Below are 18,870 nucleotides of genomic sequence, written 5' to 3'. Positions count from 1 at the left end.
GCTCAGGCATCGCGGACGGTGTCCGGGCGGGTGGTCCGGCGCAGCACGGGCAGCGCGAGGGCGGTGCACAGCAGCGCGGCCAGGACCCCGCCGCCGGCGACCGCGTAGAGCTCGGCCGGGGGCCACCGCCAGCCGGAGCCCGACCGGCGGGCCGCCACGACCGCGAGCAGCAGGCCGGCCCCGAGCCCGGCGGCCGTGGACGCCGTCATGGTCGCGGCGGTCTCCAGCAGCACCGCGCGCCGCAGCTCCGGCCAGCGCACCCCGGCGGCGCGCAGGAGCGTGAACGGGCGCCGCCGCTCCAGCAGCCCGCCGGCCGTGCCGGCCGCGACCCCGACGGCCCCGGTGACGACCACGAACAGCGCGGCCAGGGCGGCCAGGCGGCCCAGGCCGGCGAAGTACGTCTCCAGGTTGCGGTCGACGGGGTCCCGGTCGCTGTTGATGATCGCGTTCGGCACCAGGTTGGCGACGCGGGTGCGGACGCGGTTCTCGGCGGCCAGGGACCCGTCGGTGGCGATCAGCACGAGGCCGTCGGCCCGGAAGACCGCGCCCGCCGACTGCAGGGGCCCGACCGCCTCCGCCGGCACCCCGCCCGTCACGACCGTGACGACCCCGCTGGGCGGCGTCCGCGGCGGCGGGGCGGCGCACGCGAGGTACGCCAGGCCGGCGGCGGCCAGCCCGGCCACCGCCGCCGAGGAGAACGCGGCCCCCGGGTTGTGCGCGATGCGGCGGACGGCCAGCAGGGTGGCCACGCCCAGCGGCAGCCGCTGCAGCACCCGGCCGACCGCCGCGCCGAGCCGTCGCGCCGGCCGCCGGAGCCGGCGCAGCGACGCGACGCTCGTCAGCATCGCCAGCACCGGCAGGCCGAGCAGCGCGGCGGCGAGCCCCGGCCCCGGCACGGCCAGGTCGCCGAGCCAGAAGTGGCCACCCTGGAACACGACGGTCGCGGCCACCACCCGCCGCCCGGCCTCGTAGAGCCCGAGGCCCAGGACGCTGCCCGCGGCCGCCGCGATCCCGGCCTCGGCGGCGGCGATGCCCGCGACCTGGGCCCGGGTGGCCCCGGCGAGCCGGATCGCGGCGAGGAGCCGCTCCCGCGGCCGCCCGGCGGCCCGGGTGACGATGACGACGAGGAGCACGACGGGCGCGGCGACGAACATCGCGCCGCTCAGCGTGACCCAGGTCAGCGCGGCGGTGATCGCCCAGCCGGTCGGGCGCACCCCGGTGAAGCCGTGCACCCGGCCGACCGAGCGGACCCCGTCGAGCTGCTGCGGGGTGCGGCCGATGATGCCGACGAGCTCGTTGTCATGGGCCAGGCCCGCGGGGCCGATGGTCATCGTGACCCGGCCCGGGAAACGGTCGCCGAGCTCGTCGGCGGCGGTCTCGGCCAGCAGCCGCCGCAGCGCCGGGGACGCGGCGACCTCGCCGGGGCCGGGCGCGCGGTCCAGGCCGGGCGGCACGGGCGGATCGGCGCCGAGCGCGGCGTAGTAGACCCGGGTCATGCGGACGCCGTCGTGGTAGTCGGTGACGGCCAGGAACAGGGCGCCGTCGGCGGACTCGGCGGCCGGGTCGTCGCCGGTCTCCCCGCTCAGCGCGGAGTAGGCGGCGTCGTGCCAGGCGATGCGGTCGTAGCGGGCCTGCAGGGCCGGCGCGGCCGCGAGGCTGAGCAGCAGCAGCGCCAGGCCGAGGCCGGTCCCGGCGGCCGTGAAGGCGAGGCGCGCCAGGCCCTCCCGGCCGCCGTGCAGCGCGATCCGGGCCCCGAGCCGCAGTGCGTTGATCATCGCGTGTCCCCGTCGCGCAGCAGGATCGGGCGGTCCGCGAAGCCGGCGACCCGCGGCTCGTGCGTGACGATCACGACGGCGGTGCCGAGCTCCCGGGCCGTGGCGACGAGGACCTCCATCACGTCGTCGGCGCCGGCGGAGTCCAGCGCGCCGGTGGGCTCGTCGGCGAAGACCAGCCGCGGCCGGGCGACCAGGGCCCGGGCCAGCGCGACCCGCTGGGCCTGGCCGCCGGAGAGCTCGCCGGGCCGGCGCTGCTCCAGCCCGGCGAGGCCGAGACGGTCGAGCCAGGCGCGGGCCTGGGCCAGCGCGGCGGGCCACGGGCGGCCGGCCAGCAGCAGCGGCAGGGCCACGTTCTCCCCCACGGGCAGCTCCGGCACCAGCTGGCCGAACTGGTACACCAGCCCGAACGCGGTGCGCCGCAGCTCGACCCGGCGCCGGTCGCTCAGGCGGTCGAGGCGGGCGCCGGCGAAGTACACCTCGCCGCGGTCGGGGGTGAGCACGCCCGCAAGGCAGTGCAGCAGGGTCGACTTGCCGGACCCGCTCGGCCCCATGACGGCGACGATCTCGCCCTCGGCGACCTCCACGGCGGCGCCGCGCAGCGCGGGCGTCAGCCCGTAGGACTTGTGCAGGTCACGACCGACCAGTATCGGACTCATCGCGGCACTCCTCGGCCAGCGTGGGCAGGCGCGACTCGGCGTGGTCCAGCCACCGCAGGTCCGCCTCGACATGGAAGAGCTGGTAGTCGATGAGCATGGCGTCGCGGGCGGACGCCGCCGTGCGCCGGGCGGCGGTGAGCCGCTGCATCACGGCCAGGTGCCGGGTCCGCTGGGCGTCGAGGTACGCGCCCGCGGGCCGGCCGGACATCAGGGCGAGGGTGACCTTGGTGAACAGGACGGTCTGCAGCTGCGGCTGCGGGTCCTCCGGCTCGGCGAGCCAGGCGCCGAGCCCGGTCACGCCCTCCGGGGTGATCGCGTAGCGGCGGCGTTCGGGCCCGCCCCCGGCCTCGACGCCGAGGGCCGTGACGCGGCCGTCGCGCTCCAGCTGGGCCAGGGTGCGGTACACCTGGCCGAACCGGACCGGCCGCGCGCCGCCGAAGCGCCGGTCGTAGGAATGCTTCAGGTCGTAGCCGTGCCGGCTCGCCCCTTCGAGCAGGCCCAGCAACGCATAGGCGATGGTCACCGCTCAACTATGCACGGTGGGTATACTCGATCGCAATAGTCAGCCGGCCGCGGGTACCGCCTTGACCAGCTTGATCTTGCCGTTGGCCTCCGGGACGATGTGGTCCACCGGCCGGACCTCCACCGTGTAGGCCGGCAGCGCCCCGGCGACCGCGGCCTGGATCCGGGTCGTGAGGTCGTCGGGCACGACCCCGGTCAGCACGACGTGCACGTCGAGGGTCCCGGGCCGCCGTTGCAAGAGCTGCATCCGGTGTACCGCGGGAAAGCGCTCGACCACCTTGGTCAGGAAGTCCGCGTGCAGGCTGCGCCCGTCCGGGCCGACCAGCCGGTCCTCGCTGCGGCCCTGCACCGCGCTCACGATCGGGGTGTGCGCGACGCCGCACGGGCAGTCGTTGGGCCGGATGGTCACGCGGTCGCCGAGGCGGTACCGGATGAGCGGCATGGCCTCGCTGCGCAGCCGGGTGACCAGGACCTCGCCCTCGCCGTCCTCGACCGAGACGGTGCCGTCGTCGTGCTCGACCTCGAGCACGACGTTGCCGGTGCGCAGGTGCAGCGACCCGCGCGGGCAGGTGCGGGCGGCGGTGAACATCTCCACCGAGGCGTACACCTCGTGGCCCTGCGCGCCGAAGTAGCCGAGCACGTTCGCCCGCGCCGCCGGGGTGAGCCGCTCGCCGCCGAAGACGACGGTGTGCACGTGCGGGTACTCGACCCCGCGCCGCTGCAGCTCCTCGACCAGGGTCGCGATCACGTTCGGGAAGCCGAACAGGAACGTCGGGCGGGCGGCGAGGAAGGTCTCCACCTGCTGGTCGAGGCCCCGGGAGGTGTCGATGTGCAGGTTGCGCACGATACCGAGGCGCTCCAGCGGGTGGCGCAGGAACGCGGCGGTGCGGAAGTACCCGATCCGGTCGGTCAGCCGCAGCCCGGAGGCGAGCATGTCCTGCAGGTAGGTGGCCCGCAGGTAGCCCAGGTCCCGCTCGGAGTTGCGGAACGTCACCGGGATGCCCGACGAGCCGCTGGTGCGGGCCGCGCGGGTGTTCGCCGCGGTGAAGCCGTCCGCGAGCAGGTCGGTCTCCGGCAGCTCGTGCACCAGCCGGCGGTCCAGCACCGGCAGCGCGGCCAGGTCCGCCGCCGAGCGGACCCCGTCGACCTGGTCCGGGGTCAGCGCGCGGCGGTAGTGCGGCACGCGCTCGAACGCGTGCCGCACGAGCGTGCGCAGCTGGCGGCTCTGCAGCTCGTGCAGCGCGGCCGCGGGCCGGCGCTCCCGGTTACGGGCGAGCACCAGGTTGGCCGCGACCGGCGCGAGACTGATCGAGGAACGCAGGGCAGACGGCATCAGAACCCCTTCACGAATTCAGCCGCGCAGGACCGCGAGCCAGGACGGCGGCAGGTTGCGGCGCACCTCGACCGCGTCGAAGACCGACGGCTCCTGCGGGCCGCGGGCACGGACCCAGGCCGCCATGAGCGCCAGCCCCTCGGCCAGCGGCACCGGCTCCCCGGTCAGCTCGAAGATCTTGCGGGCCTTGTCATGGCTGGCGTACGCGTCGTGGACCTCCTGCCGCGCGGGCAGGTGCTGCACCGACAGCTCCACGCCCATGGCCGCGGCGGTCTCTCTGGTCAGGGTGTTGACGGTGTACGCGGTGTCGCCGCCGATGTTGAACGTCTCGTTGTAGGCCGCGGGCACCTCGACCGAGCGCGCGATGGCCGGGGCCACGTCGCCGATGTAGCTGAACGCGCGGGTCTGCTCGCCGTCGCCGAACACGGTGAACGGCTCGCCCCGCAGCGCCTGGTTCATGAAGATGCCGATGACGTTGCGGTACCGGTCCCCGATGTTCTGGAACTCGCCGTAGACGTTGTGCGGCCGGAAGACGATATAGGGCAGGCCGAACATCTCGTACGTGACGCGCAGCTCCTGCTCCACGGCGTACTTCGCGATGCCGTAGGGGTCCTCCGGCGCCGGGGTCAGGTCCTCGGTCATCGGCAGCCGGCCCGCGCCGTACACCGCGATCGACGAGGTGAACACGAAGCAGCGCACGGTGCCGGCGTTGACCGCGGCGTTGATCAGGTTGATGCTGCCCAGCACGTTGTTGGTGTAGTTGAACCGCTTGATGAAGTGGCTGAGGCCCTCGGCGGCGTAGGCGGCGAGGTGGAACACGTAGTCGAAGCGGTGCTCGGCGAAGAGCGCGTCGACCAGCGCGGGGTCGCAGATGTTGCCGTGGCGGAACTCCGCGCCGCCGGGCACGTTCTCGCGCACGCCGCCACTGAGGTCGTCGAGCACGACGACGCGGTGGTCGCGGCGCAACAGCTCCCGGGCGAGGTTCGCGCCGATGAAACCGGCGCCGCCGGTGACGAGGGACGTCGGCTGAGCCATTACCGAGCCAACCTTTCCTGGGTAGGAGCGGACCCGCCGGGGCGTACAAGGCCCAGCAGACGGAGCAACGGCATCGTCATCACCGTGGTGACGAGCGCCATGAACACCAGGACCGTGAAGGCCCGCTCGTTGATGACCCCGATCGCGAGGCCGGTCTGCAGCACCACGATCTCGGTGATGCCGCGGGCGTTGAGCAGCACGCCGAGCCCGGCCGACGCCCGCCACGACAGGCCGCCGGCCCGGGCGCACAGCGCGGCGCTGCCGAGCTTGCCGCCGATCGCGACCAGGATGGTGACCGCGCCGGCCACCAGCAGCCCCGCGTCGCCCACGGCGCTGACCACGTCGACCTGCAGCCCGATGGAGGCGAAGAAGACCGGCAGCAGCAGCGCCCGGTTGAGGGTGCCGAGCCGCTCGGGCACGCCGGCGAGGAACCGGGAGCCGCGCGGCAGTACGATCCCGGCCAGGAAGGCGCCGAAGATCGCGTGCACGCCGATGCGGTCGGTCAGCCCGGCGAGGGTGAACACCAGGCACAGCACCGCGACGAGCGGCACGGCGACGGGCGCGCGCACGTCCCGCAGCCGGTCGGCTCCCCGGGCCAGCAGCGGCCGGAGCACCAGCAGCACCAGCAGCGCGAACCCGAGGGCCAGCGGCAGCGCGACGAGCGCGCCGAAGGGGCTGCCGGCCTGGATGACCGCGAGCACGACGGCCAGGGCCGACCAGGCCAGCACGTCGTCGATGCCGGCGCAGACCATGGCCAGCGAGCCCAGCGGCGTCCCGGCCAGCCCGGCATCCTCCACGATGCGCGCCAGCACAGGAAACGCGGTGATGCTGATCGCGGTGCCGAGGAAGATCGCGAACGGGGCCTCACCAATCCCGGCCCCGGCGAAATGCGGGAAGACCGCCGGCACGAGCAGCAGTCCGAGCACGAAGGGGACGGTCATGGTGGCCTGGCTGAGCATGCCGATCGCGGTGCCCTGCCGGCGCAGGATGGCGGTGTCGAACTCGGCGCCGACGGAGAACATGAACAGCACCAGCCCGACCTGGGCCAGCACGGCCAGGTGGCCGCGGACATCGGTGGGCAGCAGCGCGGCCGTCACACCGGGCAGAAACCGGCCCAGCAGCGACGGGCCGATGAGCAGCCCGGCGACGATCTCGCCGACGACGCCGGGCTGGCCCAGGCGCCGCGCCACCCAGCCGCCGGCGTGCGCCAGACCGCCGATGGCCAGCACCGCGAAGAAGAGCCGCAGGTACACCGGCAGCGCCGGATGCCCGCCGCCCTTCGCGGCGCCGCCCCGGCCGTCGCCGAAGCCGTGGTTGTGCCACAGCACGATGGCCAGCGCCGCCACGGGCACGAGGCACACGGCGAGGGACACCACGAGGATGCGCCGTGGATGCCGCACGAGCGGCGCCGGCTCCGCGACGGCCTCGCGCAGTGTGGCGCTCATGCGGACCTCCGGGGCAGGATCAGCAGCAGGACGGCCGCGTGGACGAGGTCGCCGGTCGCCATCGCGGCGATCGCGCCGGGCGCGCCCAGCCACGGCACGAGCACCAGCGCGGCCAGCACGGCCCCGGCCAGCCCGGTCGCCGAGCCGATGGCGGTGCGCCGCAGGGTGTGCCGGTCGCCGTTCTCCAGCAGGAAGTTGACGCTGCCGAGGCCGAAGAAGACCGGCAGGCACGCGAGGTACAGGCCGCCGAGCACCACCGCCGGGCCGCGGTCGTAGCCCCATGCGGCGGTGGCGGTCGCGGCGACCACCCAGGGCGGCCCGGCCAGCGCGAGCAGGCGCAGCCCCCGGGCCGCGCGCCGGGCGGCCGGGCGCTCGGCCCGGGAGCGGTGCAGGGCCAGCGAGACGTGCGGCTGCACGATCCGCAGCAGGTACCCGAACGCGTTGGCCAGCAGGGCCGAGGCGCTCACGGCGAGGTACAGGGGGCCGCTCTGGCCCGCCCGCCCCGTGTGGTCGAGGACGAGGAAGACCGCGCTGACCGTGCCGGCCGCCGCGAGCTCGCCGGCCGACATGAGCACCGCGGTGCCGGCGGCCGGGCGCAGCATGGCCGGCCGGCGCAGGCCGCGCGGTCGGGCCGCGAGGCCGGGCAGCAGCGCGAGGTCGAGGACGGCGACCGCGGTGAGCAGGACGGCGAGCACGCCGGTGGGGCCGAGCCCGAGCAGCGCCCCGCCGGTGGCGGCGGCGACGGCCGCGACGAGCACGCCGTGGTTGGCCACGTCCCGCCAGGGCCGCCCGAGCGCCCGGTGCAGGCCGACGAGCACCTGGTTGAGGCCGAGTCCGACGGCGAGCGCCCCGGCCAGCAGCCACATCGGGGGCTTGCCGGTGGCCAGGCCGTAGCCGCCGATCCCGATCAGGGCGAGCAGGCCGGGCCCGGCGGAGAGCGCCACGAAGACGGCGGTGAGCTCGCCGCGGACCCGCCGCACCCGGGGCAGCAGGGTCAGGGCGCTCTTCTCCACGCCGAACGCGGTGAGGTACAGCACCGCCGTGAAGCCGCCCATGACCAGCGCGTAGCCGGCGAACCCGGCCTCGCCCCAGGCGGCGAGCAGCAGCACGTTGGACAGCACGGTGGCGACCCGGTAGCCGCCCCGCCCGGCCAGCAGCGAGAGGATCAGGCGGCCCCGGATGGCGCCGCGCGGCAGCAGTGACGAGGACGCCGGTGGGGGCCCGGTGGCGGCCGGCGCGCCGGCCGCCGCGAGCTCAGGCCCCAACGGTGTACTCCGACGTGATGAACTTGCCCTTGCCGCCCGCGGTGAGCGGCAGCCGCTCGGCGCGCACGACGTCGAGCTCGAACGGGCCGCCGGCGACGCGGTACATCTCCGCGCGCACGCTGTCGAAGACCGGCTGGAGATCCTCGGTCCCGGCCGAGACGATGTTGATCCGCACCCGGCCCCGCGCGTCCTGCTCGACGAAGCACTCGGCGATGTCGGGGTGGATGGCGGCGAACCAGACGAACGTGTCCGGGTAGAGCCGCCGGCCGTCGGGCAGGATGACGTAGTCGTTGGACCGGCCCTTGGTCAGCCGCATGGTGCGGAACGCGCGCCCGCACCGGCACGGCTTCGGGTCCAGCACCCCGATGTCGCCGAGCTCGTAGCGGATCAGCGGCATGGCCCGCTCCATGTACGGCGTGATGACCAGCCGCCCCTCGGTGCCCGCCGGCACTGGCCGCCCGGCGTCGTCGACGACCTCCACGTGGATGCGGTCCTCGGCCACGTGACGGCCGCCGTGCGGGCACTCGAAGTAGATGTTGAGGATCTCGAAGGCCGAGTACTCGTCGAAGACGGGCACCCCGTAGCCGTCCACGAGCAGCGCCCGGTGCTCGTCGGTGAGCAGCTCCGACTCGGTGAGCACCATCTTGAGCGTGCGGCGCAGGACGGCCATCTCGTCCGGCTCCAGCGCCCGCAGCACCTCGCGCATGTGCACCGGCTGCCCGGCCAGCACGTGCGGGCGGTTGGCCAGCAGCTCGGCCTTGATCTCGGCCATCGGCCGGTGCGACAGGATCGTGTGCCGGCGGAACAGCTTGAGCTTCTCGAAGCCGCGGGTCGGGGCGACGTACGGGCGCACGTGGGTGAGCCGGTCCGTCGGGCGGTACCGGCCGGTCGCCGCGAAGCGCCGGAAGCACGCCGCCATGTGGTAGTCGTGGGTGCGCTGGTCGTGCCGGACGGTCACCCGCTGCCCGGTGCTGCCGCTGGTCTGGAACTGCCGGAAGGGCCGGTCCTGCGACCCCGCGGCCAGCAGGTCGGCAAGCGGCCGCTCGCGCAGCGTCGGCTTGGCGAGCACGGGCAGGTCGGCCAGCTCCGCGAGGTCCCGCAGCGGCGCGTGCTCGTAGCGGGCGTCGTCGCGGTAGTACGGCACGTGCGCCCGGCTGAACGCCAGCATCTCGTTGATCCAGCGCAGCTTGCGCCGGTCGACGGCGGCCCGGGAGGCGTGCTGGCGCACGAGCGTGACCGGGATGTACAGCGCCTCGCGAAGGAACACGGCCGGCGCCTCAGACCTCGACCGAGTCGCGGTCGGCCCGGCCGGCGGGCACGGCCTCGGCCGCGGGGCGCCGGTTGCGCCACGGGTTGAGCCGCTCGAACCAGCGGGTCGGCGCGAGCAGGACGAACAGCACGATCACGACGTGCACCGCGATGAAGACGTACGCCTCGTACTTCGTCGGGTAGTGGCCGAGGAAGACCTTGATGTGCGAGGCCCAGTTCCAGCGCTCCGGGACGGTCGCCCACTCCGGGTCGGTGTGGTGGTTGACCTTCAGGAACGCGAGGTCCTCGGCGCCGGAGACCATGAGCAGCAGCATTGCGTAGGAGACGCGGCGCACGTTGCCGGGCGTGCCGCCGCCGAGCCGGTAGGCGGTGGTCAGCGCGAGGATCAGGAACGGGGTCAGGACCAGGATGTGGTAGTACAGCGTCGGGTGGTCCTCGGCGTAGAAGAAGATCTTCGGCACGAAGAACAGGAAGTACACCGCGAACGAGGCGGGCACGATCAGGCGCACGAGGTTCCGCCGGGCGAACCACTCCACCGGCATGCGGGACACCGCCTCGGTGGCCAGCACGAACGGCAGCAGCTTGAACAGGAAGATGCCGAGGTTCTTGACCTCCCGGTCGTGCGGCAGCACGAACCAGATGATCGCGGCGAGCACGGCCGCCAGGCCGGCCAGCACGATGGCGGCGGCGTTGCGGCGCAGCGCGGAATTCATGACGTGATCTCCTGTGGTGTCTCGTCCGGCTCGATGTCGATGCGCAGTGTCGTGAGCGCGGTGTCGAGGGTGCGCTGCAGCGACTCGCGGGTGTCCGCGGCGACGATGAGGTAGCCGAGCTTGTGCGCGGCCTGGGTGTACGGGTGCACCCGCTGGCCCGGCTCCTTGAACAGCTCGAGCGCGGCGACGTCGGGCAGGGCCCGGACCGCGTCGGCGCCGGCGATGCCGGTCACCACGCCCTCGGTGTCGGCGGTCAGGATGCGCAGCATCACGACCCGCGGCTCGGCGTGCGTGGTGAGCTCCGGCGGGCGGCCGGCGGCGAGGCGGATCGCGGCGGCGACGGTGTTGACGCCGTAGGCGTGGGCGGCCAGCCGGGGCATGCCGTTGCCGCCGAGGCGGGCGCCCAGCTCGACGAAGTACAGCTTCTCGTCCTCGCCGGCGATCACGTCGAGGTTGACCGGGCCGTTGCGGTGCCCGAGCTCGGCCAGCACGGCGGTCACCATGTCCTGCAGCCGGGCCCGCACCCCGCAGGACAGCGACGCCGGCACCAGGTGCGAGACGCTGATCATGTGCGGCATCGGGGTGAGGGTCCGCTCGGTGACGATCGTGAGCTCGGGGCGGCCGTCGCGGGCGAAGCACTCGACGGAGTAGTGGGTCCCGGTGACGAACTCCTCGACGACGATCTCGCCGCTGAACGAGTGCTTGCGGGCGGTGCTGATCGCGCCCGGCAGGTCGGCCGGGTCGGTCACGCAGCGCAGGCCCTTGCTGCCGGAGGCGTCGGCGGGCTTCACCACGAGCGGGTAGCGCATGCCGGCGGCGGCGCGCGCGAGGGCGTCGGGGTCGCTGTCGTGCACGCTGCGGTACCGCGGCAGGCCCAGCTTCTCCACCACGGAAAGGAAGTAGGCCTTGTCCTCGGAGGCGCGCACCGCGTCGGGGGCGGGCTGGAAGGCGGTGCCGTAGTGCCGGCTCAGCGCGGCGACCGAGGCCTGCGCGGCGTCGCTGGCGGGCGAGATCACCGCGGCCACGTCGATGGCGCCGAGCCGCCGGGCGATCGCCTCGGGCTCGCGGGTGGTCAGGCAGAGGAACTCGTCGGCCAGGGGCGCGCCGAGCGCGTCGGGCTTCTGGTCGACGCCGATGATCCGGTACCCGAGGCGGCGGCCCTCGACGTACGCCGGGACCTGGTCCTCCCCGGCCCCCAGGATGATGAGGTTCGCTGTGCTCACAGGTTCGCTCCAGAGGTCAGTCCGTCCCTGGCGCGCTCGCTGCCGTACAGGTCGTCGGCCGGGTCGATCGGGATGTTGCTCTCGCGGACGGTGTATTGCGGCAGCTCGCTGCGCACCCGCAGCGCCGGGATCATGTACCGGGTCAGCAGGCCGAGCCCGGCGAACGCGGCCGTGCCCAGCAGCAGCGACGCCACCGCCAGGCCGGTCGGCCCGATCCAGCCCAGGGCGAGCGCGACCAGCAGGACCGGGGTCGCCACGGCGAACAGCAGCGCGCCGAGGTGCACGATCGCGAGCGGCCGGATCGAGAAGCCGACCCACAGGTCCATGGCGTGCGACACGAGCCGGGCGAGGTTCCACTTCGCGACGCCGGCCGTGCGGGGCTGGTGCGCCGTCGCCACGGCGGTGTAGCGGGCGCCGATGAGCGGGGCGGTGGCGATGAAGTACGGCGAGCGCAGCCGGGTCTCGACGATGCGCCGGGCCACGGAGGTGCGCACGACCCGGAACACGGAGGCGCGCATCGGCACGTGGATGCCGAGGACGCGCTGGGCGACGAGCTGCATGCCGAGCGAGCCCGTCCGGCGCAGCCACGGGTCGCGGCGGTCGACGCGGATGCCGAAGACGATGTCGTACCCCTCGAGGGCCTTCGCGACCAGCGTGTGGATCTCGGCCGGCGGGGACTGCAGGTCGGCGTCGAGCTGGACGGTCCAGCGCTTGGAGGCGTACTTGAACCCGGCCGAGAAGGCGGCCTCGAGGCCGAAGTTGCGGGCGAAGGAGATGTACCGCACGCGCGGGTCGGCGGCGGCGAACGCCTTGATCTTGTCCAGGGTGCCGTCGCGGCTACCGTCGTCGACGAAGAGCATCTCGGCGTCGGGGTAGGCGGCGAGCTCGGCGGCGATCTCGCGGTACGCCCGGTCGATGCACTCCTCCTCGTTGTAACAGGGGATCATCGCCGTGAGCGCACACTGAAAGTCACCCGCCTCGCCGGTGGAGACCGGGACGGCGGCCAGCTCGGTGCCGTTGGACATCATCCGCCTTTCGCTCGCCGGGGTCTGGTGCTGCGCCGGCGCCGCGCCCCGCATCGGGGTCACGGCGCCGGCCGGGAGCGGCGGTCAGTCGAACATCGCTTCCATGGTCTCGTGGGTCTGCGCGGTCAGGTGGGCCGTGGAGGGCCCGCCCCAGCAGGTGTTGAGGATGATGCGGGTCCGGTCCGCGCTGAGCGGGATGGTGCGGTGCAGCGTGGTGTCCGACCGCAGGAAGTACAGCTCGCCGGTCGAGTGCGGCCACGTCTTGATGACGTTGTTGACCAGGTACTCGGTCACCCGCGGGTCGTCCTTGTTCCAGTCGGTGTGTGGCACGGTCTGCAGCATGCCGCCGACCTCCGACTCGGGCGCCTCGATGATCCAGATGACCGTGAAGGGGAAGTCGCCCCAGTGCCAGCCGTGGGTGTCGCCGACCTTGTGCTGGCGGATGATGATGTACTTCTCGCCCTCCCACGGGCAGTCCATGACCTCCTGGGTCGCGATGCGCGACAGGAAGGCCTTCAGCGCCGGGGACTCGTAGATCGCCGGGATCAGCTGGGCGTCCTTGCGGATCGCGGCCTGCCCGACGGTGCTCATGAAGCGCGGCGAGTTGCCGGTCTCCTTCATGTGGATGTCGATGCGCTTCGCGTGGTTGTCCAGGATCTCGTGGACTTCCGTGGTCACCGCGGCGAAGATGTCGCGCGAGACCAGGTTGGCCAGCTTGACGTAGCCCTCGCGGCGGAAGTGCTGGGACAGGGAGCGCACCTTGTTGTCGTCGCCGAACTCATCGGCCAGGTGCTTCTCGATCAGCTCTTCGACGTTGGACGGGGTGACCTCGGTAGTCATCTGCGTTCCTCTCCGGCGCGTCTGCGCTTTGCTTCCGTACGCACCTTGGCAGTCCCGGGGCCCGGGAACATGTCACGTGTTCGGGGGGCACTCCCCCGCCGGGCCCACGACGGGCGTGCCGTGGCGCGGGCACGCGGCCACGCCGAGGCCCGCGGTGCCGTCCGGGCGGACGTCGACGAGCGTCGGGCGCCGCCGGTGCAGCCGGGTCAGGAGCAGCCCCTCGGGCGTGCCGCCGGCGAACAGCGCCCGCCAGCTCAGGTGGGCCCGCCCGCACTCGGCGGACCAGGCCCCGGCCCAGCCCAGGTGCTCGTCGTACAGCAGCGCGGGCCGGCCCGGGTCCGCCCGCGCGGCCGCGAGCGGCAGCACCGGCAGGACCAGCGCGCCCGCCGTGTCCACCGCGCCGGCCAGGCGGGCCAGGTCGTCCGGCGGGCCGAGCAGCGTCGCGGGGCGGGTCGCCGCGAACGCCGCCCGCTGCGGCGGGCGCGGGTCGGGCGCGGTCGGGTCGACGTCGGCCGCCGCGGTGAGCAGCACCCGGTAGGGGCCGCCGGGCAGCCGCAGGTCGAGCAGCGCCGGGCGCAGCTCGAACACGGGCGTGCCGGGCCGGTGCCGGCCGGTGAGGGCGAGCGCGGCGGCCAGGTCGGCGCCGTCCGGCAGCCACGCCGGCGGGTCGGGCTCCCCGCGCCAGGGCGCCCCGAGCGGGAACAGCTCGTGGTAGTGGCGGTCGAGGCGGTCCGCGGGCAGCGGGGCGGCGGTGTCCGGCGCGCCGGCCCGGGCGTCGCGCTCGCGGTAGTAGGGCACCTCGGCGTGGGCGCGGGCGGCGGCCGCGGCGTAGGCGGCGGCGTGCGTGGGGGCGGAGTAGCGGGTCGCGGCCACGGCTCAGCAGAAGGTGTTCTGGTCGTGCAGCAGCCGCCAGCGGCCGCCGGTGCGGGCGAAGACCAGGCTCAGCAGGTACGCCTTCTCGTACGGGACGCCCGCGGCGTCGACGTCGTGGTAGCCGACGCGCAGCACCACGGCCCCGGTGTCGCCGGCCTCGGCGGTGCTGACGACCTCGGTCTCCATGCGCCAGTCCGGGTCGGCGAACCAGTCGCGGTGGAACGCGGCCACGTCCTCCCGCCCGCGCAGCAGCCGGCCGTTGGGCAGCACCACGGTCACGTCGTCGTGCACCGTGTCCAGGTAGGCGGCGAGGTCGCGGCCGCGCACCGCCGCCAGGTGCGCCGTGGTGGCGTCGTCGAGATCCATGCCCCGGTTCCTCTCGGGTGGTCGGTGGTTGGCTACAGCGGCGCCGCGACCGCGTACTGCGGCACGGTGACGCAGCCGAAACGGGCCTTGAGCTCGACGAGCCCCTTGCCGAACTCCAGCCGCGGCACGCCCCGCTCGATCGCGTACTCGATCTCGCGCAGGTACAGGTCCCAGTACAGGCCGCGGCCCGTCGCCGCGCCCGCGGCCGAGCCGGTGACGGTGGTGACGAGGCCGGCGGCGTGCTCGAACGACAGGTCGAAGGACAGCAGCGCGCCGGTGGCCGGGTCGGTGTGCACGAAGTAGCGCACGCCGTCGCGGTGGTTGAGGCGCTCGAAGTACAGCGACGGCAGCGGGACCAGAACCTCGCCCGGCGACAGGTGCTTGAGCCGGGTCAGCTGCTCCAGCCGGGCCGCCTCGACCGGGTCGACGGCCGGCACCCCCGCGCCCACCCGCAGGCCGGAATCCGCGTCGACGTCGGCGTACGTGCGCCGCAGCCGCCGGCGCCGGTCCCGCGGCAGGCCGGCGAAGTACTCCTCCATGCTCTGCCACCGGTTGACCAGGACCGTGTTCGGCGACACGGGCCGGCACAGGCGGGCGGCGGTGCGCATCACCGGCAGGGCCGCGGCCGACACGTTCTGGTACACGACGCCGAGGCAGCGCCGGCCCAGGCGCGCCTTCAGCGCCCGCTCGAACGCGCGGCGGGCCGCGACCCGCCCGGCGTGGTCCAGGTGCGTCGCGAAGAGGAAGCCCTCGTCGAAGCCCATGAGGATGCGGGAGAAGTACACGCCGGGCCGGCCCGGGCCGCCGACCGGGCTGTAGACCGGGTTGCGGCGGCGTGGCGAGCCGAAGTCGCCGCAGAACAGCGCGACCGCCTGGCCGCCGTCGGCGACCACGCCGAGCAGCACCGTGCGCAGCGACGTCCAGGCGACCGCGGCCAGGGCGCCGGCGTCCCAGGCGGCCGGGGCGCCCTCGTCGCGCAGGAACTTGTCCCACTCGGCCGGCACCGCCTCGGTGCGCGGGTCGAACAGCTCAGCCCGCACGCCGCGCCCCGGCCTCGTCGAGGCGCGCGAGCGCCAGGTCCCGCAGCGGGCGTCGGCCGGTGCGGGCGTGCTCGCCCACCGCGGCGACGAGCGCGTCCGCGCCGAACTGGGCGAGCAGGCGGCGCAGGGGCGGGCCGTCGGGCACGGCGAACAGCGCCCGGAGCAGAGCCGCGTGCCGGGCCCGGTCCCAGTTCCCGCCGAGCCCGCCGTCGCGCAAGGGATCCGCGCCGGGTGGGTCCGGGTCGGCGCGCAGCAGCCAGCTCGTGTCGCGGCCCGGCCCGGAGAGCCACGCCAGCGCGTGCCCGACGCGTTCGGCGACCGCGGCCCGGTCCCGGCCGGCGGCCAGCTCGCGGGTCACGAGCTCGGCGTCGTAGCAGGCGGTGTGGAGCCGGCCCAGCACCGTGCGCATCCGCGGCAGCGGCGGCCCGGCGGGCGGCGGGTCGTCAGTGAGCAGCGCCCACAGCGCCCGGCCGCGCACCGAGGCGGGCAGGCCGGCCACGAACCGGTCCCAGCCGTCGTAGGCGGCCAGCAGCGCGGCCCGGTCGAGGCCGACGCGCATGTCGGAGCGGCAGTTCGGCCGGGCGTACAGCCACAGGATCAGCACCGGGGGCAGGGCGCGCAGCAGGTCCCGGGGCAGCAGGCCGCCGGCCCGGGAGCCGGAGATCTTGTGCCGCTGGCCGGACTGGCGCACGAGGCCGTAGGGCACGATGACGGGCTGGCGGGTGCCGAGGAAGCGGTGGTACACGGCGCGGGTGCGGTCCATCGTGCTGCCCGCGCTGCAGTGGTCCTGGCCGGCGGGCTCGCAGTCGATGTGCTCGTGGGTGACGCGCAGCGTCCAGTCCACGGCCCAGGCGGGCTTGACGCACTCCATCGCGCCGGTGGTGACGCAGGCGCCGCACGAGCGGCAGTCGTAGCGGACCCGGCCCGGGTGCAGCTCGTGCAGCACGGTGGTGTTGCGGCCGCACTGCTGGCAGTACACCGCGAAGAGCTTGCGGGGGCCGGAGACGCCGAGGATCGTGGCCAGGCGGGCGGCGCGGCGGATGTAGCGGCGCTGGATGTGCCGGTACTCGCCGCCGGTGTACCGCTCCCACTGGTAGTGCGTGAGCCAGGCCGAGCCGGCCGGGGTGCGCCCGTCGGCGTCGGCCTCCGGCGGGCAGATGCCCAGGTCCTTGAGCTCGCGCAGGTAGGCCCGGCAGATCGCGGTCGAGCGCTCCCGGGCCACCGCGAGGGGGCGCGAGCCGTACCGGGCCAGGACGGGGTCGGCCGCGGCCTGCCGGGGGCGGAACGGGTCGAAGTCGTCGAAGCTGAGCAGGATCGCCGAGCGGCGGCCGGAGCGGACCAGGGCCCGGTGCACGAGGTGCGCGCAGACCGTGTCGCGCAGGTTGCCGATGTGGAACGGGCCGGTCGGCGACATGCTGGTCTGGATCAGGATCCGGTGACCGTGCCGGTGGCGGGCGGCGAGCCGGGCCGCGTAGTCGTAGGCCCAGTGCGGCGCGGTGCGGTCCTGGGTGAAGAGGTCGGCGTACCCGCCGCGCGCAGTCACCGGCGGCCTACACTGCGCCGATGGGCGCCGCACACGGATTCGAGTTCGAGCACCGTGCCGACGGCACCGTCGTGATCACCCACCACGGGCGCGTGGCCGCGACGCTGCGCGGGGCCCGGGCGGCGCGGTTCCTCGACGAGGTCGGCGCCGGCGACGCCCAGCTGGCGATGGCCCGCTGGACCGGCAACTACCGGCACGGCAACGAGCGGGCGGCGAAGCGCCATCCGCGCAACCGCTGAGCTCACACCGCCACCGCCGCGGGCGGGCGGGCGGCCAGCGCGGCCCGGGTCAGCTCGGCCTTGTTGCCCAGGTTCAGCTTGGCCCGGATGCGCTTGAGGTACGTGTCCACGGTGTGCTTGCTGATGCCGAGCCGCCGGGCGATCTGCTCGTGGGTCAGGCCGGCCGCGACGTTGTCCAGCACCGTCTGCTCGCGCGGGGAGAGCCCGGGCTGCACGACCTGCGGCGCGGGCGGCGCCCCGCCGGCGGCGACGAGCCGGACGGCCTCGACGAAGAGGTGCGGCTGGCTGCTCTTGGGCACGAACGCCCGGGCGCCGGCGGCCATGCACCGGGCGATGTCCGAGCGGCGCTCGTCGCCGGCGGTCAGCACGACCTTGCAGTGCGCGGCCGCGGTGGCGACCTCGGGCACGCAGGGCCCGTCGCCGGTCAGGTGCATGTCCAGCACGAGGACGTCCATCGCGGCCGGGTCGACGTGCCCGGGGGCGGTGGCCGCGGCCACCACGGCGATGTCGCCGGCGGACTCGAAGGCGCCGCGCAGGCCTAACAGGATGATGGGATGGTCGTCGACGATGCCGACACGGATCACTACGGACCTCTTTCGTCAGGGTTCTTCGCTGGAAAAGGGGCCGATCCCGGTCAGATCCACCGCGTGCAGCCCGTCGGGCGGCTGGCCCGTCCAGGGCCCGAGTACCGGCGACATCGCCACGGCCCGCCGCAGCAGGTCGCGCACCGTCGCCAGGGCCTCCTCGACCGCCGGGCTGCGCACGTAGAAGCCGAGATCGATGCGGCCCGGGCCCGCCCTGACGCAGAGGTGCTCGAGCCCGTCGCCGGGCCGCACCACCGACCAGAACACGTCACCCAGGAAGTCGCCGATCGGTTCGCCCGACGACCGCACACCGGAAACCACCAGGGTGAGGGCCACGAGCCGCATCACCCTCGCGGTCTCGTCAGTCCCAACCGAACCCGGACGTCGCGTGGCAGCCATCGCGCCGCACCGCTTTCCAGTCAGTCCTCGAAAAGGTCATCATGGTTCCCCCGTCTTGGTCTTGTCCGTGCGCCGGCATACGCCCGGTCTGGTGACCGAGGGGCCGTGCACGCTGCGGTAGGAGGTGTCTACCAGGGCGGCGGATCTCGCTGGAACACATTGACGCTGGACTGAACCGGCCACGGCCGGAACCGGACACCACCGGCCTGCCGCACATTGATTGCCGCGCATCCATACAGCGCGTTGTGGCAGAACGTATTCCCGCAGGTTTCCATCGTCGGCGGGCGATCCCGCCACAGAATCGCGCGCATTGAATGCGAGTGGACAGCATCTGCCATTATCTTTGCCGATGCCGGGCGGGCGGGCCCGGCGGGCGCGGGAGGCGGCGGGGAACATGCTGGAGGCGTTGGGGCTCGACATGCGGGCGGAGCAGGTCTACCGGGCCATCCTGGCCAACCCGGGGTGGGGCGTGGACGAGCTCGGCCGGCATCTGGTGCTGTCGGAGCAGGAGGTGCGCGACGCGCTCGACCGGCTCTTCGAGCTGACCCTGCTGAGCCCGTCCCGGGAGGAGCCGGGGGCACTGCGGCCGGTGAGCCCCGACGTCGGCCTGACCGCGTTACTGGCCCGGGGGCGGCCGCGGAGGACCCGGCCGCCGGGGGTGGTTGATTGCCGACCGCATGGGGAAAAGACGGCGTCAAAAACATATCAACATAATAAACACCAAG

General features: G+C 74.3%; 19 protein-coding genes and 1 pseudogene. 2 read left to right on the top strand and 18 right to left on the bottom strand.

The window, feature by feature from the left end; translation table 11 throughout:
• Positions 1–2: 2 nt before the first annotated feature.
• From AB0B76_RS47310 to AB0B76_RS47235, 16 genes are all read right to left on the bottom strand, one after another.
• On the bottom strand, positions 3–1,775 hold the full coding sequence (locus tag AB0B76_RS47310) for an FtsX-like permease family protein (protein ID WP_360389082.1): 1,773 nt from the start codon (positions 1,773–1,775) through the stop codon (positions 3–5).
• Complete coding sequence (locus tag AB0B76_RS47305) at positions 1,772–2,431, bottom strand: ABC transporter ATP-binding protein (protein ID WP_360389079.1); 660 nt, start codon at positions 2,429–2,431, stop codon at positions 1,772–1,774. Before AB0B76_RS47305 ends, AB0B76_RS47310 begins: the two co-directional genes overlap by 4 nt.
• Positions 2,406–2,954 (bottom strand): PadR family transcriptional regulator, encoded by a 549-nt coding sequence (locus AB0B76_RS47300; RefSeq protein WP_360389076.1) that lies wholly within the window; start codon positions 2,952–2,954, stop codon positions 2,406–2,408. Before AB0B76_RS47300 ends, AB0B76_RS47305 begins: the two co-directional genes overlap by 26 nt.
• A 39-nt stretch (positions 2,955–2,993) precedes the next feature.
• Positions 2,994–4,286, bottom strand: a complete 1,293-nt coding sequence (locus AB0B76_RS47295) for a hypothetical protein (protein ID WP_360389074.1) — start codon at positions 4,284–4,286, stop codon at positions 2,994–2,996.
• A gap of 18 nt (positions 4,287–4,304) precedes the next feature.
• Positions 4,305–5,321, bottom strand: a complete 1,017-nt coding sequence (locus AB0B76_RS47290) for an NAD-dependent epimerase/dehydratase family protein (RefSeq protein ID WP_360389071.1) — start codon at positions 5,319–5,321, stop codon at positions 4,305–4,307.
• Complete coding sequence (locus tag AB0B76_RS47285) at positions 5,321–6,766, bottom strand: cation:proton antiporter (protein ID WP_360389068.1); 1,446 nt, start codon at positions 6,764–6,766, stop codon at positions 5,321–5,323. The genes AB0B76_RS47290 and AB0B76_RS47285 overlap by 1 nt, the downstream gene beginning before the upstream one ends.
• On the bottom strand, positions 6,763–8,031 hold the full coding sequence (locus tag AB0B76_RS47280) for a hypothetical protein (protein WP_360389066.1): 1,269 nt from the start codon (positions 8,029–8,031) through the stop codon (positions 6,763–6,765). The genes AB0B76_RS47285 and AB0B76_RS47280 overlap by 4 nt, the downstream gene beginning before the upstream one ends.
• Positions 8,021–9,298, bottom strand: coding sequence for a hypothetical protein (locus AB0B76_RS47275; protein ID WP_360389063.1), 1,278 nt, complete (start codon positions 9,296–9,298; stop codon positions 8,021–8,023). The genes AB0B76_RS47280 and AB0B76_RS47275 overlap by 11 nt, the downstream gene beginning before the upstream one ends.
• 10 nt (positions 9,299–9,308) lie before the next feature.
• Complete coding sequence (locus AB0B76_RS47270) at positions 9,309–10,013, bottom strand: hypothetical protein (RefSeq protein WP_360389060.1); 705 nt, start codon at positions 10,011–10,013, stop codon at positions 9,309–9,311.
• Positions 10,010–11,236, bottom strand: coding sequence for an ATP-grasp domain-containing protein (locus AB0B76_RS47265; RefSeq protein ID WP_360389058.1), 1,227 nt, complete (start codon positions 11,234–11,236; stop codon positions 10,010–10,012). The genes AB0B76_RS47270 and AB0B76_RS47265 overlap by 4 nt, the downstream gene beginning before the upstream one ends.
• On the bottom strand, positions 11,233–12,315 hold the full coding sequence (locus AB0B76_RS47260) for a glycosyltransferase family 2 protein (protein WP_360389055.1): 1,083 nt from the start codon (positions 12,313–12,315) through the stop codon (positions 11,233–11,235). Before AB0B76_RS47260 ends, AB0B76_RS47265 begins: the two co-directional genes overlap by 4 nt.
• A 30-nt stretch (positions 12,316–12,345) precedes the next feature.
• Complete coding sequence (locus tag AB0B76_RS47255) at positions 12,346–13,101, bottom strand: hypothetical protein (protein ID WP_360389052.1); 756 nt, start codon at positions 13,099–13,101, stop codon at positions 12,346–12,348.
• Between the two features lie 72 nt (positions 13,102–13,173).
• A complete protein-coding gene (locus AB0B76_RS47250) occupies positions 13,174–13,974 on the bottom strand; it encodes a hypothetical protein (RefSeq protein WP_360389049.1) in 801 nt (266 codons plus the stop codon).
• Positions 13,975–13,977: 3 nt separating this feature from the next.
• Entirely contained in the window at positions 13,978–14,340 is a 363-nt protein-coding gene (locus AB0B76_RS47245; protein ID WP_360389046.1) for an SgcJ/EcaC family oxidoreductase, read from the bottom strand.
• A 32-nt stretch (positions 14,341–14,372) separates the two neighbouring features.
• Positions 14,373–15,380, bottom strand: coding sequence for a hypothetical protein (locus AB0B76_RS47240; RefSeq protein WP_360389043.1), 1,008 nt, complete (start codon positions 15,378–15,380; stop codon positions 14,373–14,375).
• Positions 15,370–16,923 carry a hypothetical protein gene (locus tag AB0B76_RS47235; protein ID WP_360389041.1) on the bottom strand — a complete coding sequence of 518 codons (1,554 nt, stop codon included), beginning with the start codon at positions 16,921–16,923 and terminating at the stop codon, positions 15,370–15,372. Before AB0B76_RS47235 ends, AB0B76_RS47240 begins: the two co-directional genes overlap by 11 nt.
• Before the next feature lie 20 nt (positions 16,924–16,943).
• On the opposite strand from AB0B76_RS47235, the gene AB0B76_RS47230 reads away from it, so the two are divergent.
• Positions 16,944–17,162: a hypothetical protein gene (locus tag AB0B76_RS47230; RefSeq protein ID WP_360389038.1), complete on the top strand. Its 219-nt coding sequence runs from the start codon at positions 16,944–16,946 to the stop codon at positions 17,160–17,162.
• A 2-nt stretch (positions 17,163–17,164) separates the two neighbouring features.
• On the opposite strand, the gene AB0B76_RS47225 is transcribed toward AB0B76_RS47230, so the two are convergent.
• Together AB0B76_RS47225 and AB0B76_RS47220 are read right to left on the bottom strand one after the other, a co-directional pair.
• Positions 17,165–17,746 (bottom strand): response regulator transcription factor, encoded by a 582-nt coding sequence (locus tag AB0B76_RS47225; RefSeq protein ID WP_360389036.1) that lies wholly within the window; start codon positions 17,744–17,746, stop codon positions 17,165–17,167.
• Between the two features lie 15 nt (positions 17,747–17,761).
• A complete protein-coding gene (locus tag AB0B76_RS47220) occupies positions 17,762–18,082 on the bottom strand; it encodes a hypothetical protein (protein ID WP_360389033.1) in 321 nt (106 codons plus the stop codon).
• 457 nt (positions 18,083–18,539) lie between these two features.
• Here AB0B76_RS47220 and AB0B76_RS47215 point away from each other — a divergent pair.
• Positions 18,540–18,870 (top strand): annotated as a pseudogene (locus tag AB0B76_RS47215) (hypothetical protein); the annotation flags it as partial.

This window comes from Dactylosporangium sp. NPDC049140 (assembly GCF_040648435.1).
The sequence above is the reverse complement of the archived record's forward strand: the minus strand, read 5'-3'. Positions and strand labels throughout refer to the sequence as shown.